Source organism: Actinoplanes sp. CA-030573, from assembly GCF_050951115.1.
In the GTDB taxonomy this organism is placed as follows: Bacteria; Actinomycetota; Actinomycetes; order Mycobacteriales; family Micromonosporaceae; genus Actinoplanes.
Map to the genome: position 1 here is coordinate 16,005 of NZ_CP192038.1, position 14,502 is coordinate 30,506.

Consider the following 14,502-nt stretch of genomic DNA (forward strand, 5'->3'; position numbering starts at 1 on the left):
TGCTCAGGCGGGCAGGACGACAATCATGGGTGGGATCGGGACTCCGTGCGACTCGATCGGCAGCTCCGGAGCGGGAAGCCAATCCAGGCCCAGCGGCTCGGGGCCGACCCCGTCGTCGGGGCCGGGGCGCGGCTCGCCGTCTGCCACCTCGACGGCGAAGACCGAGGTCATGCCGGAGGGATAGGGCATCTCCAGAACGTGTTTCGCCTGGCTCACCACCAGGCCCGTCTCCTCGAAGACCTCCCGGGCCAGAGCCTGCTCGAGGGTCTCGCCGGGCTCGACGCCTCCGCCGGGAAGGGTCCACCACTCGCCGCCGCCGGATCGTCGGCTCCGCTCGTGCACCATCAGCACACGGCCGTCGCGGACTATTACGGCGGCGGCGCGTTTTCGCTCATCCACGAGATGGAGGCTAACCGGCTCGCGGAGATCGCGCTCACGACTGTGGATAAGTTAGGGATCTATCGGGCGGTACCCGACAGGCAACCGACCGAAATGGACGGATAAGGACGGCGAGGGAGTTACCCCAGGTACGCCTCGCGGGTGGCCGGCAGGTCGGAGGCGCCGGAGCGGTGCGTCTTGACCGCCAGGACCTGGTTCACGCCGATCTGGGCCCGCTCGAACGCCAGGGCCGACGCGGCCATGTAGAGGCGCCAGACCCGGGCGCGGCCGGGGCTGGTCAGGCGTACCGCGGTGGGCCATTCGGATTCCAGGTTGGCGACCCAGGTGCGCAGGGTACGGGCGTAGTGCTCGCGCAGGGCGTGCACGTCGCGCACCTCGAAACCCGCCTCCTCGAGGATCGTGGTCGTCGTGCCGACGGGGGCCAGCTCGCCGTCCGGGAAGACGTAGGCGTCGATGAAGGACCGCTGCTGGTGCGGCTGCTTCGGCGGCAGATGCAGGCGGGCGATCTGGTGATTGAGCAGGCGGCCACCGGGCTTGAGCTGGGCGTACAAGATGTCGGCATACTGCCGGTACGGCCCGGTGCCCACGTGCTCGGCCATGCCGACGCTGGAGATCGCGTCGAACGGGCCGTCGTCGAGCTCGCGGTAGTCCTGGATGCGGATCTCGACCTGGTCGGCGAGGCCGGCCTCGGCGACCTGCTTGCGGGCGTAGTCGGCCTGTTCGGCGGAGAGCGTGATGCCGAGCACGGTCACGCCGTACTCCCGGGCCGCATGCATGGCCAGGCTGCCCCAGCCGCAGCCGACGTCGAGCAGCCGCATGCCGGCCTTCAGTCCGAGCTTGCGGCAGATCAGGTCGAGCTTGTCGCGCTGGGCGTCGGCCAGGCCGTAGCCGGGCGCATCCGACGTCCAGTACGCGCAGGAGTAGACCATGCTCTCGCCGAGCACGATGCGGTAGAAGTCGTTCCCGACGTCGTAGTGCTGGCTCACTGCCAGCTTGTCCCGGCGCTTGCTGTGCCGGGCGCCGCTGACGTGCATCTCCTCCGGCGGCGGCTTGGGCTGGGTGCCGAGCACGCCCAGTCGCAGCAGGTCACCGGCGACCGTGTGGATCGGGATGTCCCTGACCTCGGGCGCGCGCCAAATGAGGTCGGACAGGCGGGTGAGCGCCTCGTAGAGATCGCCGTCGAGCTCGATCTCGCCGGCCACGTACGCGCGGGCCAGGCCGAGCTCGTTGGGCTGCCACATGAGGCGGCGTAAAGCGCGTCGGTTGCGGATGATGAGGGTCGGTGCGTCGGCCGGACCGGCGGTGGAACCGTCCCACGCCCGGATCCGTACCGGCATCGACGTCTGCAGTAGGGCCGAGAGAAGGCCGGCCAGCCTGGTCGCGGTCGTCGAACGGGGGGTAATGATCGACATGATGCCTCCCGGGGGCGCAGCCAGTCGCGCGGCGGGAAACGCCGTCGGCGCGGCCGGGGATGAACTGATCCACTATCCGCCCGCCGCGGCTTTTTACATAAGGTCCTTTTCTAACTTTGTGATCGATGACTCACACTGCGCGAAGCACCCGCTCGACCTTCTCGGCCGGCACCGGACGCGCCCGGTCCCGTCGGCTGTCGGCCAGCGCGGCCAGCACCGTTGCCCGCTCCACTTCGGACAGGATGCCGGTGAAGGGCGATGTGCCGCGCAACTGCACCGCGTACTCGGCGGAGGAGGTGAGCGCGTCGAGGACGGCCTCGGCGCCGTTGTCGATCACCACCTGCCAGCGGTCCAGCCACTCCCAGGACGCTCCCTCGGGATGCAGGCGACGCAGTCGTCGGATGGTTATCGCGGCTGCGGCGAGCAAAGCGGCGGGGTTGGCGACGAACTTGCCGGCGATAGCGCGGTGCAACCAGAGCTGCTCGAGCTGATGCTGGGAGAGCTTGGGCCGGGCGAGAGCCTCGACGTCGGCGCGGCGCAGGCGTCGCTGCCGGCCATCCGTGACGTACGGCATGAGGCCGCGCGCGCAGAGATCGACAACCTGCTGCCGCGAGGACCGCAACAGGATCGCCGCCTCGCCGATGCTCAAGAACTCCGAGCGCATCGTCACGGGTGAATGTTGGCCCGGACAGATCTCCGATGCAACAACCGAACGGCTATTGATTCTTTCAGTCGACCGTACGTGGCACGGTCGTGAGCACGTACGTCTGCTTCCGGAGCAGGTCCTGGGTGATCTGCACGCCGGTCAGCCGCTCGGCGAGCGCGAACCCGGCGTCGGTCGCGCGGGCGGGGTCGTCGCCCACGCCGAAGCCGACCTCGGCGAGCATCGGCGCGAGCTCGGCCGCCCGGCTGCCGGACCTCTTCGCGTACGTCATCGGATCGAAGTCGAGCTGGACCGCGGTGTCCTGGAGAAGCAGGAACCGCCCATGCCCGTCGGCGCCCCGGTGCAGCGCGGCGACGGTGGTGCCCTTCGAGAGCGGCCGCACGATCGCGTCGGTCACCCCGAGATCGCCGTTGTCCTCGACGATCAGCGACCAGCCCTCGAGCCGGGTGACGCCGATGAAGTACCGGTTCGCGGCGGCGGGCTGCTGGCCGTCACCGGAGCCGACCAGCTGCTGCCACCCGACCCGCTCGAGCTCCTTGCCGCCGAGCCGCTTGAGCACCTGCTGCGGGATCATCCCCTTCACCCAGGTGAAGCAGAAGCCCTGGCTGAGGTCGTGCTCGAGAGCGAGCCACCAGTAGTCGTCGGCGATGGCGGCACGCGGGGTGGCCGCCGCGGCCGGGGACGCGGTGCGGCGGGGACTGCAGGCGGCGAGGGCGCCCGCGGCGAGCAGGAGAGCGAGTGATCGGCGACGCACGGCGAACAGTAGATCAAAGACCGGGCACGACCGGTGACCCGACGGGTGCGACCTCCTCGTCGGCGCGTCGCGGCGCCGGGGCGGACGGAGGGCGGTCCGCGATCGTACGCCGTCGCTCGACCACGAAGTAGGCGCAGCTCCCGGCGTACGCGCCGAAGAGAGCGCCACCCACCACCCGCACCGGAACCGGACCGGCCTCGATGATCGTCAGGATCATCGCGGCCTCGGCCCAGCAGGCCAGCAGCACCGTGTTCACCGTGTCGGCCCGCTCCCAGCCGCCCGGGCTGCGCCGCTGCGCCTGCCGCTTGAGCTCGACGAGCAGTGCGTGACCCATGCCCAGGGCGAGCAGGCCGAGCAGGATCGTCGCGAAGATCGAATGCGCGCCCCCGGCGACGGCCGCGACCGCCGTTCCGCCGGCAAGCAGAGCGAGGCCGCTGACGGTCCCGATCCGTGCGCCGCGACGATCCCTCACAACCCCTGACAGTCGGCAAGATCTGCCCAGGACTGAGGAAACGGGGTGACCGGCGACTCGTCACGAACCCGGTGCGTCGATCGTCCGGACAGCATGACGGACAACACGAACACGACGGTGCTGGTCACGGGCGCGAGCGGGACGCTGGGCACGGCGGTGCTGCCCCGGCTGGAGAAGGAGGGGTACCGGGTGCGGCCGATGAGCCGGCGCGCCCGGTCCGGGTGGGTGGCGGCCGACCTGCGTACCGGGGAAGGTCTGAACGAGGCGGTCGACGGCGTGACGGTGATCGTGCACCTGGCCTCGGCGCCCGGCCGGCCGCAGCGCACCGACGTCGAGGGCACCGAGCGCCTGCTCACGGTGGCCAGGGCGGCCGGCGTGCGGCACGTCCTCTACGTGTCGATCAACGGCATCGACCGGGTGCCCTACCGCTACTACCGGGCGAAGCTCGACACCGAGGAGGTCGTCAAGCGGGCCGGCATCCCGTACACGATCCTGCGGGCCGCGCAGTTCCACCCGTTCGTCGAGATGTTGCTCGCGACCATGAGCAAGCTCGGACCGGTGATCATCGATCCGGCGTGGCGGCTCCAGCCGGTCGCGATCGAGGACGTGGCCGACCGGATCGCCGAGCTGATCGCGTCGCCGGCGACCGGCGAGACCACCGAGTACGCCGGTCCGGAGGTGCTGACCTTCGACGAGCTGGCGCGCGGCTGGCTGGCGGCCCGCGGCTCGAAGCGGCCGATCTGGCGGCTGCGCTTCCCCGGCCGCATGGCCCGGGCGATCCGCTCCGGCGCCCAGACCACCACGGCGACCCCGGCCGGCACCCACGGGTGGCGGGACTACCTGGCCGCGAAGTATTGAGCGAGGATGGCGGGCGTGATGGGAAGCCTGAAACTCGAACCCGCTCAGTCCCGCCTCGATCTGCTGGCCGATCCGGTGGCCAAGGCGCTGTCGGTGTGGCCGGCCGAGGCGCCGATCGACGCCGACCAGGTGATGGTCGCGCCGATCGACGCCGAGCTCGCCGACACCGCGGCGTTCTGCGAGGCATATGACGTGGGGCTCGACGTCTCGGCGAACTGTGTCGTGGTGGCGGGCAAGCGCGACGGCGTCACCAAGTACGCCGCCTGCATCGTCCTGGCCACGACCCGGGCCGACGTGAACGGCGTCGTCCGCCGGCACCTCGACGTGCGTAAATGCAGCTTCGCGCCGATGGACGAGGCGGTCACGCTGACCGGGATGGAGTACGGCGGGATCACCCCGATCGGGCTGCCCGCCGACTGGCCGATATTGGTCGATGCCCGGGTGGCGGCCACGCCCCACGTGATCATCGGCTCCGGCGTGCGGCACAGCAAGATTGCGATCGCCGGGCCGGCCCTCGGCGCGTTGCCCAACGCCGAGGTCATCGAGGGGCTGGCCCGGCCGGTCTGACGGGCGGCCGGGGTTTCACGTGGAACGTCATAGACCGACGTCGACGGATGTCTCCCGGCGGGTGATCTCCTCGAGGGCGGCCAGGATCGTGGCCGGTTCCTGGGCGCCCTGAATCGCGTACTTCCCGTCCACGACGAAGGTCGGGACGCTGGTGATGCCGAGCTCGTGGGCCTGGGTGAGGTCCGCGCGCACGGCGCCGGTGCCGGCGTCGCTCTCCAGATAGGCCAGCGCGGCCGCGCCGTCCAGGCCGATCAGCTCGGCCACCTCGGCGAGCGCCGGCCGGGAGCCGAGGTCGACCCCCCGGCTGAAGTGCGCGCGCTGGAGGGCGTCGAGCATGTCGGCCTGGCGGTCCTGACCGGCCGCCCAGGCGATCAACCGGTGGGCGTCGAAGGTGTTGGCCGCGACCGCCGCGTCGAAGTCCAGCCGCAGACCGTCACCGGCCGCGACCGACGTGACGTGGGCGAACATCTGCTCGGCGCGCTCGCGGCCGCCGAACTTGGCGGCCAGCGCGTCCTTGGTGCGCACTGGATGCGGCACCGGCGAGGGGTCGAGCTGGTAGGCCCGATAGGTGACCGTGACCTCGCCCGGGAACTCGGCGAGCGCCTTCTCGAGACGCTTCTTGCCGAGGTAGCACCACGGGCAGACGACGTCGGACCAGACCTGAATATCCACGTGTGACTCCGTCAGTGGGAAGTGACCTGGGCGGCGACCTGCCGCTTGAGCCGGGCGAGGATGGCCGAGCCGCCACGGATGCGCAGCGGGCTGATCGCGTGGGCCAGGCCCATGCGGGCGTAGAGGTCGTCGGGCACGGCGAGGATCTCGGCGGTCGGCGCCCCGGCCAGGCCCTCGGCCAGGATGCCGGCGAAGGCCCGGGTCGTCGGCGCCTCGGGCGGGCAGTCGAACCAGGTCGTCACCGTGTCGTCCGGCTGCACGACCGCCTTGAGGAAGAACTGGGTCTGGCACTCGGGCACCTGCTCCATGCCCTCGTGCCCGGCCAGCTCGGCCGGCAGCGGCGGCACCTCGTCGGAGAACTCGAGAAGCATCTCGAGCACGACCTCGCGCGGTGCCGAGGCGAACTCCTCGACGATCTCGGCGAGCTTCGGCGGCATTGCAGGGGACGGCGCAGCGGTCACGGAAACGAATCTACGCGCGAATGTCAGGCCGGCGCCGATGTCGGAAGGAGGGCCACGTCACTCAGGCTCAGGATGCCCACGACCTTGCGATCGGCGTCGCAGACGAGCAGGCGGCGCACGCCACGCTCGCGCATGGCCTGCACCGCCTCCTCCACCGTGGCCGACTGCTCCACCATGATCAGCTCACGGCTGACGATGGCCCCCAGTGTCGTCTGCTTCATCGGGAGGTCGGTGGCCACCGCGCGAATCACGATGTCCCGATCGGTGACCAGACCGATCATGGTGGGGCCGCTGGTCACCACCACGTCGCCGATGCCCTGGTCGCGCATCGCCTGGGCGGCCTCGTCCAGCGTCGTGGCCTCCGGCAGGTACACGACCCGCCGGGTCATCACCTCCGCGACCAGGACCTTGGCCATGTCATACCTCCCGTACGGAATGGGTTACCCGAGTGAATCCCTGACTACACGTGGTACCTCCGAAAGCGGCACATCGGCTCGCTCGCCGGAGCGCCGATCGCGGAACTCGACGACACCCTCGCCCAGCCGGCGGCCGACTACCACCGACCGGGCGACGCCCAGCAGCTCGGCGTCGGTGAACTTGACGCCCGCGGACAGCTGCGGGCGGTCGTCGACCAGCACCCGCAGGCCGCTCGCGGACAGCTCGCCGGCGAGGGCCAGCGCGGCCTCGACCTGACCGTCCTTGCCGGCGGCGATCACGTGCACGTCGGCCGGCGCGACCTCGTCCGGCCAGAGCAGGCCGCGGTCGTCGTGGTGCTGCTCGGCGATCGCCGCCACCGCCCGGGAGACGCCGATGCCGTAACAGCCCATGGTCGGGCGCACCGGCTTGCCGTCGACGCCGAGCACGTCGACCTTGAACGCGTCGGTGTAGCGGCGGCCGAGCTGGAAGATGTGCGCGATCTCGATGCCGCGCCGGATGGTGAGCGTGCCGTCGCCGCAGGCCGGGCACGGGTCACCGGCCCGCACGTCGGCCGCCTCGATCGTGCCGTCCGGCGTGAAGTCGCGGCCGGCCACCACGTTCGTGGCGTGCTTGCCCGCCTCGTTGGCCCCGGTCAGCCAGGCGGTGCCGGTGGCGACCCGCGGGTCGGCCAGGTAGCGCACCTTGATGCCCTGCGGGCCGATGTAGCCCTTGACCAGGTCGGGCCGGGCCGCGAAGTCGTCGAAGAGCGTGGCGGTGGCCGGGGCGAGGGCGGCGTCCAGCCGTTTGAGGTCGACCTCGCGGTCGCCGGGCACGCCGATGACGAGCAGCTCGTCGTCAAGGCCGGGGTGGTGGACGGTGACCACCACGTTCTTCAGGGTGTCGGCGGCGGTCCAGTCGGTGCGGCCGTCGAGGGCGCGCTCGTTGGCGAGCTCGACCAGCGAGGCGATGGTCGGCGTGGACGGGGTGTCGTGCACGGTGATCGGGCCCGCCTCGACCGGGCCGGCGGCCGGCACCGGGGTGATGACGGCCTCGGTGTTGGCCGCGTACGAACACGAGGTGCAGCCGACGAACGTGTCCTCCCCGACCTCGGCCATGGCCAGGAACTCCTCCGAGGCGGACCCGCCCATCGCCCCGGACATCGCGGCGACGATCGTGTGGGACAGCCCGAGCCGGTCGAAGATGCGCTGGTAGGCGGCGCGGACCGACGCGTACGTCTGGGAAAGGCCCTGGTCGTCGAGGGTGAAGGAATACGCGTCCTTCATCAGGAACTCGCGGCCGCGCAGCAGGCCGGCACGCGGGCGGGCCTCGTCGCGGAACTTGGTCTGCACCTGGAAGAGCAGCAGCGGGAAGTCGCGATAGGAGCTGGTCATGTCCTGCACGAGCAGGGTGAACATCTCCTCGTGGGTCGGCGCCAGCAGGAAGTCGCCGCCGCGCCGGTCCTTGAGCGTGAAGATGTCGTCGCCGTACTCCGTCCAGCGGTTGCTGACGTCGTAGGGCTCGCGCGGCAGCAGCGCCGGGAAGGAGACCTCCTGACCGCCGACCGCGGTCATCTCCTCCCGGACGACGGCGGTCACCCGGTCGAGGACGAGCTTGCCGAGCGGGAGCCAGGTGTAGCCACCCGGGGCGGCGCGGCGGATGAAACCGGCGCGCAGCAGCAGCCGATGACTCGGCACCTCCGCGTCCGCCGGCTCCTCACGCAGGGTCTTGAGCAGCAAGGTGGACATTCGCAACAGCATGCCGAGCAGGGTATTGAGGGGGTACGACGGAAACCACCGGATTACCCGTGTGTCGCCAGCGTCACGCTGTGCGTGCTTCCCCCGCGGTGCAAAACTGACTGCACGCTACAGGTGAAGGGACGTTAAGGGGGCGGGGGATGGCCTGGCGCAACTTCGTGGCGATGGGGGACAGCTTCACCGAGGGACTCAGCGACGCCTATCCGGACGGCAGCTATCGCGGCTGGGCCGACCTGGTGGCGGCGCGGCTGGCGGTCGACGCCGGTCCCGACTTCGGCTACGCGAACCTCGCGGTCCGGGGCAAGCTGCTCGACCAGATCATCGACGACCAGCTGGGCCCGACCCTGGCGATGCGGCCGAGCCTGGTCAGCTTCGCCGGCGGCGGCAACGACGTGCTGCGGCCCCGGGTCGACCCGCACGCGCTGGTCGCCCGGATGGAGCCGATGGTCGCCCGGCTGCGGGAGGCCGGCGCCGACGTCGTGCTGTTCCGGTTCGCCGACGTCACCGCCCACCTGCCGGGGCAGCGCATCATGAGCCCGCGGGCGGCGGTGCTCAACGACGGCGCCACCATGCTCGGCGAGAAGTACGGCGCGTACGTGATCGACCTCTTCGGCGACAGCCATTTCCACCACCCGCACATGTGGGCGCCGGACCGCCTGCACCTGTCCGCGGCCGGCCACCGCCGGGTCGCCGCGCACGTGCTCAACGCGCTTGGCGTCGGCATCCAGGACGAGTGGATGCTGGTGCCGCCGACGCCCGAGCCGACGCCGTGGCTGATGGCCCGCGGCGCCGACCTGCGCTGGGCCCGCGAGCACCTGGTGCCGTGGATGGGCCGGCACCTGCGCGGCCGGTCGAGCGGTGACGTGATCAAGGCCAAGCGCCCGGCGTTGGCCCCCATCGAATGAGCGCCGAAGGGCTAGCGTGAAGACCATGTCCGTTGCGAACGATCCGGCGCCTTCTCTGCAGGCGTACGCGCACCCTGACAAGCTGGTCACCACCGAGTGGCTGGCCGCCAACCTCGACACGCCCGGCCTGGTGGTGGTCGAGTCGGACGAGGACGTGCTGCTCTACGACACCGGCCACATCGCGGGCGCGGTCAAAGTCGACTGGCACCTCGAGCTCAACGACCAGATCACCCGCGACTACCTCGACCCGGCCGCCTTCGCGGCGCTGTGCGAGGCCAAGGGCATCGGCCGGGACGACACGATCGTCTTCTACGGCGACAACTTCAACTGGTGGGCGGCGTACGCCCTCTGGGTCTTCAGCCTCTTCGGCCACCGTGACGTGCGCCTGCTCGACGGCGGCCGGCAGAAGTGGGTGGCCGAGGGACGGCCGCTGACCCGCGACAAGACGAGCCGGCCGCCGGCCGACTACCCGGTCCCGGTGCGCAACGACGCCGAGATCCGGGCTTTCCGCGACCAGGTCATGGGTCACATCGCCAGCGGGCGGCCGCTGGTCGACGTGCGCTCGCCGCAGGAGTACACCGGCGAGCTGACGCACATGGAGGCGTACCCGCAGGAGGGCGCGCTGCGTGGCGGCCACATCCCGGGCGCGGTGAGCAAGCCGTGGAAGTCGGCGGCGAACGAGGACGGCACGTTCAAGCCGGCCGACGAGCTCACCAAGATCTACCGGGACGAGCTGGGCCTGGAGTCGGCGGACGACATCATCGCCTACTGCCGGATCGGCGAGCGGTCGAGCCACACCTGGTTCGTGCTGCACCACCTGCTCGGCTACCCGCAGGTGCGCAACTACGACGGCTCCTGGACCGAATGGGGCAACCTGGTGCGGGCGCCGATCGCGCGCGGCGCCGAGCCGGGCGGCATGAGCTGATTCCGCTTCCTGAACGCCCGTTAAGGCAAACGCTTGACAGCGGGTTAGAGTTGCCACGTGACGACGGTTGATCAGCAGCAGCGGCCGGGACCGCCCGCGCCCCGGCGGCGTTCACGCCGCGACGAGATCCTCGAGATCGCGGTCGGCCTGTTCGCGGCGCGCGGCTATCACGGCGTGTCGATGGACGACATCGGCTCGGCCGCGGGCGTGACCGGCCCGGCGCTCTACCACCACTTCGCCGGCAAAGAGGCGATGCTGGTGGCGGCCCTGATCCCGGTGAGCGAGGGCCTGCTGCACGGCGGCAAGGCCCGCGTCGCCGAGCACCCCGACGACGCCGGTGCCGCCCTGGCCGACCTGATCGACTTCCACGTCGAGTTCGCCCTGGCCAACCCGGCGGTCATCGCCCTGCACCTGCACGAGCTCGACCGCCTGCCGGACGAGCCGCGCCGGCAGATCCGCCGCCTGCAGCGCCTCTACGTCGAGGAGTGGGTCGGCGTGCTGGGCAAGCTGCGCCCCGAGCTCGAGGCGGCCGAGGCCCGGGTCCTCGCCCACTCGGCGTTCGGCCTGATGAACTCGACGCCGTTCCTGGGCGGCGAGGTCGACCGCCGCCGCCGGGCCGCCCTGCTGCGCGACGCCACCGTGCACGCCCTTCTCGGAAAGTAAGTGACGAAACCCTCGGCAACGGCGCCGGGAAAGTAGAGAGAATGATCGAGTCGCTGCTCATCGCCAACCGCGGTGAGATCGCCCGCCGTGTCATCCGAACCGCGAACCGGCTCGGAATCCGCACGATCGCGGTTCACTCGGAGGCCGACACCGGCCTGCCCTTCGTCCTCGAGGCCGACGAGGCCGTCAACATCGGGCCGGCCAACCCGGCACAGAGCTACCGGAACGCCGAGGCGATCCTGGCCGCCGCGAAGTCGACCGGCGCCCAGGCCATCCACCCCGGCTACGGCTTCCTCAGCGAGAACGCCGACTTCGCCCGCGCGGTCGAGGCGAACGGCCTCATCTGGGTCGGTCCGCCGGCCGACGCGATCGCCGCGATGGGCGACAAGATCAACGCGCGGAACCTGATGGCCGAGGCGGGCGTGCCGGTCGCGCCCGGCACCCACGACCCGGCGGCCACGGTCGAGGCCGCGATCGAGGCGGCCGCGGCGATCGGCTACCCGGTGATGGTCAAGGCGGCGGCCGGTGGCGGCGGCATGGGCATGGCCGTGGCGGACGACGAGAACGGCCTGCGCACCGAGTACGACAAGGTCCGCGCCTTCGCCGAGCGCATGTTCGGCGACGGCTCGGTGCTGATCGAGCGCTATTTCCCCCGCGTCCGGCACATCGAGGTGCAGATCCTCGGCCTCGCCGACGGCCGGGTGATCGCCCTGAGCGAGCGCGAGTGCTCGGTGCAGCGCCGCAACCAGAAGCTGGTCGAGGAGGCGCCGTCCCCGGCCGTCGACCCCGCCCTGCGCGACCGCATCAAGAAAGCCGCGGTCAAGGCCGGCGAGGCGGTCGGCTACCGCAACGCCGGCACCGTCGAGTGCCTGTTCGACCCGGCGACCGGCGACTTCTTCTTCCTCGAGATGAACACGCGTCTGCAGGTCGAGCACCCGATCACCGAGCTGATCCACGGCATCGACCTGGTCGAGCAGCAGCTGCGTGTCGCGTCCGGCGAGCCGGTCACCATCCCCGAGCGGACCAGCGGGCACGCGATCGAGCTGCGGGTGAACGCCGAGGACCCGAAGCGGTTCCTCCCCGGCCCGGGCACCATCACGACCTGGGTCGAGCCGTCCGGCGAGGGGGTACGCGTCGACGCCGGCTACACCGAGGGCAACGTCGTCACGCCGTTCTACGACTCGCTGATGGCCAAGCTGATCGTCTTCGGCGCCGACCGTGACGAGGCCATCGCCCGGGCCCGGGCCGCGGTGGCCGGGTTCGCGATCGCCGGACCGAAGAACAACCTGCCCTTCTTCGCCGAGCTGCTGGAGAACGACGAGTTCCTCGCCGGCGACTACGACACCGGCATCGTCTCCCGGATGAGGTGAAGAGGCCATGACGTCGGTGAGCATCAGAGAGGTGGCACCGCGGGACGGGCTGCAGAACGAGGAGCCCATCCCGACCGAGTCCAAGGTCCGCCTGATCGACGCGCTGAGCCGGACCGGGGTGCGGCGCATCGAAGCGGTCTCGTTCGTGCACCCCAAAGCGATCCCGCAGATGGCCGACGCGGACGACGTCTGGGCAAGAATCACGAAAAATCCGGACGTACGGTATTCGGCGCTCATTCCCAACACCAGGGGCGCCCAGCGGGCGATCGCCGCCGGTTTCCGGGAGATCGAGGTCGTCGTCTCGGCCAGCGACACGCACAACCGCCGCAACCTCAACCGCTCCACAGAGGAGTCCGTCGAGGACATCGCCGCGCTGATCCCGCTGGTCCACGACGCCGGGGCCACCCTCGAGGTGATCGTGGCGACCAGCTTCGGCTGCCCGTTCGAGGGTGACGTCGACCCCGATCGGGTGGCCGCGATCGTGGCCCGGGTGCGGGCCGACGGCGCCGACCGGATCGCCTTCGGCGACACCACGGGCATGGCGACTCCCCGCCGCGTGCGTGATCTGCTCTCGGCCGTACGCCCGGATCTTCTGCATTTCCACAACACCAGGGGAACCGGCCTCGCCAACATCATCACCGCCCTCGACCTCGGCGTGACCGAGTTCGACGCGAGCGTGGGCGGAATCGGCGGCTGTCCCTACGCGCCCGGCGCCTCCGGCAACGTGGCGACCGAGGAGGTCGTGCACATGCTGCACGACATGGGCATCGACACCGGGATCGACCTCGACCGCCTGATCGAGACGGCGGAGATGGCCGAGAAACTGCTCGGCCGCACTCTTCCGTCCGGTGTCCTGCGGGCCGGCCCGCGTACGAGATTGGTGTGATTTCCCGCGCGGTCCGCCGCGATCATTTTTCCGATTTGCCCGCGTGACCCTCGCTCGGTCGCTTCGTTACCAATACGAGTGGCCGATGTCGCCGGATTCCGGCGGATTCGCCACCGGCCGAAATGCCGACGACGAGGGGCGGAAACGATGACGGGGCTGGGAGTCGAGCGCGTTGCGCGCGCGGCATGCCCGCCGCCGTCCGTGCGCCCCACCGACGTCTCCCCGTCCTTGCCGCCTCTCATCCAGAAGGCGGAGCGGCGGAGGAGCCGGTGGGGTCTGCGCCTGCTCGTGGTCGGCGGTCTGGCCGGTGCGGCCTGGCTGCTCACCGGCGCCGCCGCGCACGCCGCGGACCGGTCCGACGAGCCCACCGGCTCGTTGCTCGGCGCAGTCGTCGGCAGCGACGCCACCGCGCCGGTCTCCGGACTCCTGACAGCGGCCGCCCAGCCGCTCGAGGCCGTGCCGGCCCACCACAAGCACGATGTCGTGGCCGACCTTCTCGACGTTCCGAAGCGGGTGCTCACGCGCCCGGTGGAAACCGTCGGCAAGGTCGCACACGGCAGCACCGGGACCACAGTGGACGCCGCCACCGGCGGGGTCGACGCGGTCCTGCGGGAGGTCGCCGGCCCACTCCGCCTTACCGGCGGACCCACGGACACCCCGCAGCGGATCATCGCCGCGGTGACGGACAAGGCCGTCATCCCGGGCGTCGAGCGGCCGGAGCCGGCGGTTGCGCCGCAGCTCCAGCTCGCGCCGGACGCCCCGGTCGCACCGGCAGGCACGGACGCGGCCGAGGTCGCGCCCGCACCGGTCGCGACGGCGAACCGCACCACGCTCAGCACGGCCTTGCGGGCCCCGATCGCCGGTGCGGTACGCGCCGGCGCGGTGGCCCGGCACGTCAAGGCCGCCCCGCACCACATCGCCCGCCGGCACCGGACGACCGCCTCCGCGGCGGCCACCGAGCAGGCGAGCGCGGGCGGGGACGCACCCGGCGGTGACGGATCTGCCAGCTGGCAGCTGCACCTCGGGGACGTCAGCGGCACCTCGACCAGCGGGTCGGGGACACCGACGGAAGGTGGCTCCGCGGCCTTCCTGCCGGCCGCGATCGTGAACAGCGCGATGGCCTGCCACCGGCTGCCGATCGTGTCCGACGTCGAGGTCCGGCGCCATGACGCCGAGGCACCGACCGTCTCACCTGACTGAGTGATGGCGTCCGGCGGTCCGCCCGACCGCCGGCAACCGGCCGGCACCGCTTCGGTGCCGCGTTCCGGCTCGATTCCCCAACCGCTTGCGAACAAGCGGCGAATCGCACACGCCTGAATCACA

At 71.1% G+C, this 14,502-nt stretch carries 17 protein-coding genes; 8 read left to right on the forward strand and 9 right to left on the reverse strand.

Annotated elements, in window-relative coordinates:
* Positions 1 to 3 precede the first annotated feature (3 nt).
* From ACQP2F_RS00070 to ACQP2F_RS00090, 5 genes are all read right to left on the reverse strand, one after another.
* Entirely contained in the window at positions 4 to 399 is a 396-nt protein-coding gene (locus ACQP2F_RS00070) for an NUDIX domain-containing protein (protein WP_433299538.1), read from the reverse strand.
* Positions 400 to 518: 119 nt separating this feature from the next.
* On the reverse strand, positions 519 to 1,811 hold the full coding sequence (locus ACQP2F_RS00075; protein ID WP_433299540.1) for a class I SAM-dependent methyltransferase: 1,293 nt from the start codon (positions 1,809 to 1,811) through the stop codon (positions 519 to 521).
* Between the two features lie 130 nt (positions 1,812 to 1,941).
* Complete coding sequence (locus ACQP2F_RS00080; protein ID WP_433299542.1) at positions 1,942 to 2,460, reverse strand: excisionase family DNA-binding protein; 519 nt, start codon at positions 2,458 to 2,460, stop codon at positions 1,942 to 1,944.
* A gap of 79 nt (positions 2,461 to 2,539) precedes the next feature.
* A complete protein-coding gene (locus ACQP2F_RS00085) occupies positions 2,540 to 3,229 on the reverse strand; it encodes a DUF6461 domain-containing protein (RefSeq protein ID WP_433299544.1) in 690 nt (229 codons plus the stop codon).
* A 13-nt stretch (positions 3,230 to 3,242) separates the two neighbouring features.
* Positions 3,243 to 3,701 (reverse strand): hypothetical protein, encoded by a 459-nt coding sequence (locus tag ACQP2F_RS00090; protein WP_433299546.1) that lies wholly within the window; start codon positions 3,699 to 3,701, stop codon positions 3,243 to 3,245.
* Positions 3,702 to 3,794: 93 nt separating this feature from the next.
* Between ACQP2F_RS00090 and ACQP2F_RS00095 the strand changes: the two genes are divergently transcribed.
* Positions 3,795 to 4,559, forward strand: a complete 765-nt coding sequence (locus ACQP2F_RS00095; protein ID WP_433299548.1) for an SDR family oxidoreductase — start codon at positions 3,795 to 3,797, stop codon at positions 4,557 to 4,559.
* A gap of 18 nt (positions 4,560 to 4,577) precedes the next feature.
* Entirely contained in the window at positions 4,578 to 5,126 is a 549-nt protein-coding gene (locus ACQP2F_RS00100; protein WP_433299550.1) for a YbaK/EbsC family protein, read from the forward strand.
* Between the two features lie 27 nt (positions 5,127 to 5,153).
* On the opposite strand, the gene ACQP2F_RS00105 is transcribed toward ACQP2F_RS00100, so the two are convergent.
* The 4 genes from ACQP2F_RS00105 to ACQP2F_RS00120 are packed head-to-tail and all read right to left on the reverse strand — an operon-like array spanning position 5,154 to position 8,433.
* Positions 5,154 to 5,798, reverse strand: coding sequence for a DsbA family oxidoreductase (locus ACQP2F_RS00105; protein ID WP_433299552.1), 645 nt, complete (start codon positions 5,796 to 5,798; stop codon positions 5,154 to 5,156).
* Between the two features lie 11 nt (positions 5,799 to 5,809).
* Positions 5,810 to 6,235: a SufE family protein gene (locus ACQP2F_RS00110; protein ID WP_433307923.1), complete on the reverse strand. Its 426-nt coding sequence runs from the start codon at positions 6,233 to 6,235 to the stop codon at positions 5,810 to 5,812.
* Positions 6,236 to 6,282: 47 nt separating this feature from the next.
* Positions 6,283 to 6,675 (reverse strand): CBS domain-containing protein, encoded by a 393-nt coding sequence (locus ACQP2F_RS00115; RefSeq protein ID WP_433299554.1) that lies wholly within the window; start codon positions 6,673 to 6,675, stop codon positions 6,283 to 6,285.
* Positions 6,676 to 6,699: 24 nt separating this feature from the next.
* A complete protein-coding gene (locus ACQP2F_RS00120; RefSeq protein ID WP_433299556.1) occupies positions 6,700 to 8,433 on the reverse strand; it encodes a proline--tRNA ligase in 1,734 nt (577 codons plus the stop codon).
* A 137-nt stretch (positions 8,434 to 8,570) separates the two neighbouring features.
* On the opposite strand from ACQP2F_RS00120, the gene ACQP2F_RS00125 reads away from it, so the two are divergent.
* From ACQP2F_RS00125 to ACQP2F_RS00150, 6 genes are all read left to right on the forward strand, one after another.
* Entirely contained in the window at positions 8,571 to 9,335 is a 765-nt protein-coding gene (locus ACQP2F_RS00125) for an SGNH/GDSL hydrolase family protein (protein ID WP_433299558.1), read from the forward strand.
* A 25-nt stretch (positions 9,336 to 9,360) separates the two neighbouring features.
* A complete protein-coding gene (locus ACQP2F_RS00130; protein ID WP_433299560.1) occupies positions 9,361 to 10,260 on the forward strand; it encodes a sulfurtransferase in 900 nt (299 codons plus the stop codon).
* A 57-nt stretch (positions 10,261 to 10,317) separates the two neighbouring features.
* Entirely contained in the window at positions 10,318 to 10,923 is a 606-nt protein-coding gene (locus ACQP2F_RS00135) for a TetR/AcrR family transcriptional regulator (RefSeq protein WP_433299562.1), read from the forward strand.
* Between the two features lie 41 nt (positions 10,924 to 10,964).
* Positions 10,965 to 12,293, forward strand: coding sequence for an acetyl-CoA carboxylase biotin carboxylase subunit (locus ACQP2F_RS00140; RefSeq protein ID WP_433299564.1), 1,329 nt, complete (start codon positions 10,965 to 10,967; stop codon positions 12,291 to 12,293).
* A gap of 7 nt (positions 12,294 to 12,300) precedes the next feature.
* Positions 12,301 to 13,179 carry a hydroxymethylglutaryl-CoA lyase gene (locus tag ACQP2F_RS00145; protein WP_433299566.1) on the forward strand — a complete coding sequence of 293 codons (879 nt, stop codon included), beginning with the start codon at positions 12,301 to 12,303 and terminating at the stop codon, positions 13,177 to 13,179.
* Between the two features lie 147 nt (positions 13,180 to 13,326).
* Positions 13,327 to 14,379 carry a hypothetical protein gene (locus ACQP2F_RS00150; protein ID WP_433299568.1) on the forward strand — a complete coding sequence of 351 codons (1,053 nt, stop codon included), beginning with the start codon at positions 13,327 to 13,329 and terminating at the stop codon, positions 14,377 to 14,379.
* The last annotated feature ends 123 nt before the right edge of the window (positions 14,380 to 14,502 follow it).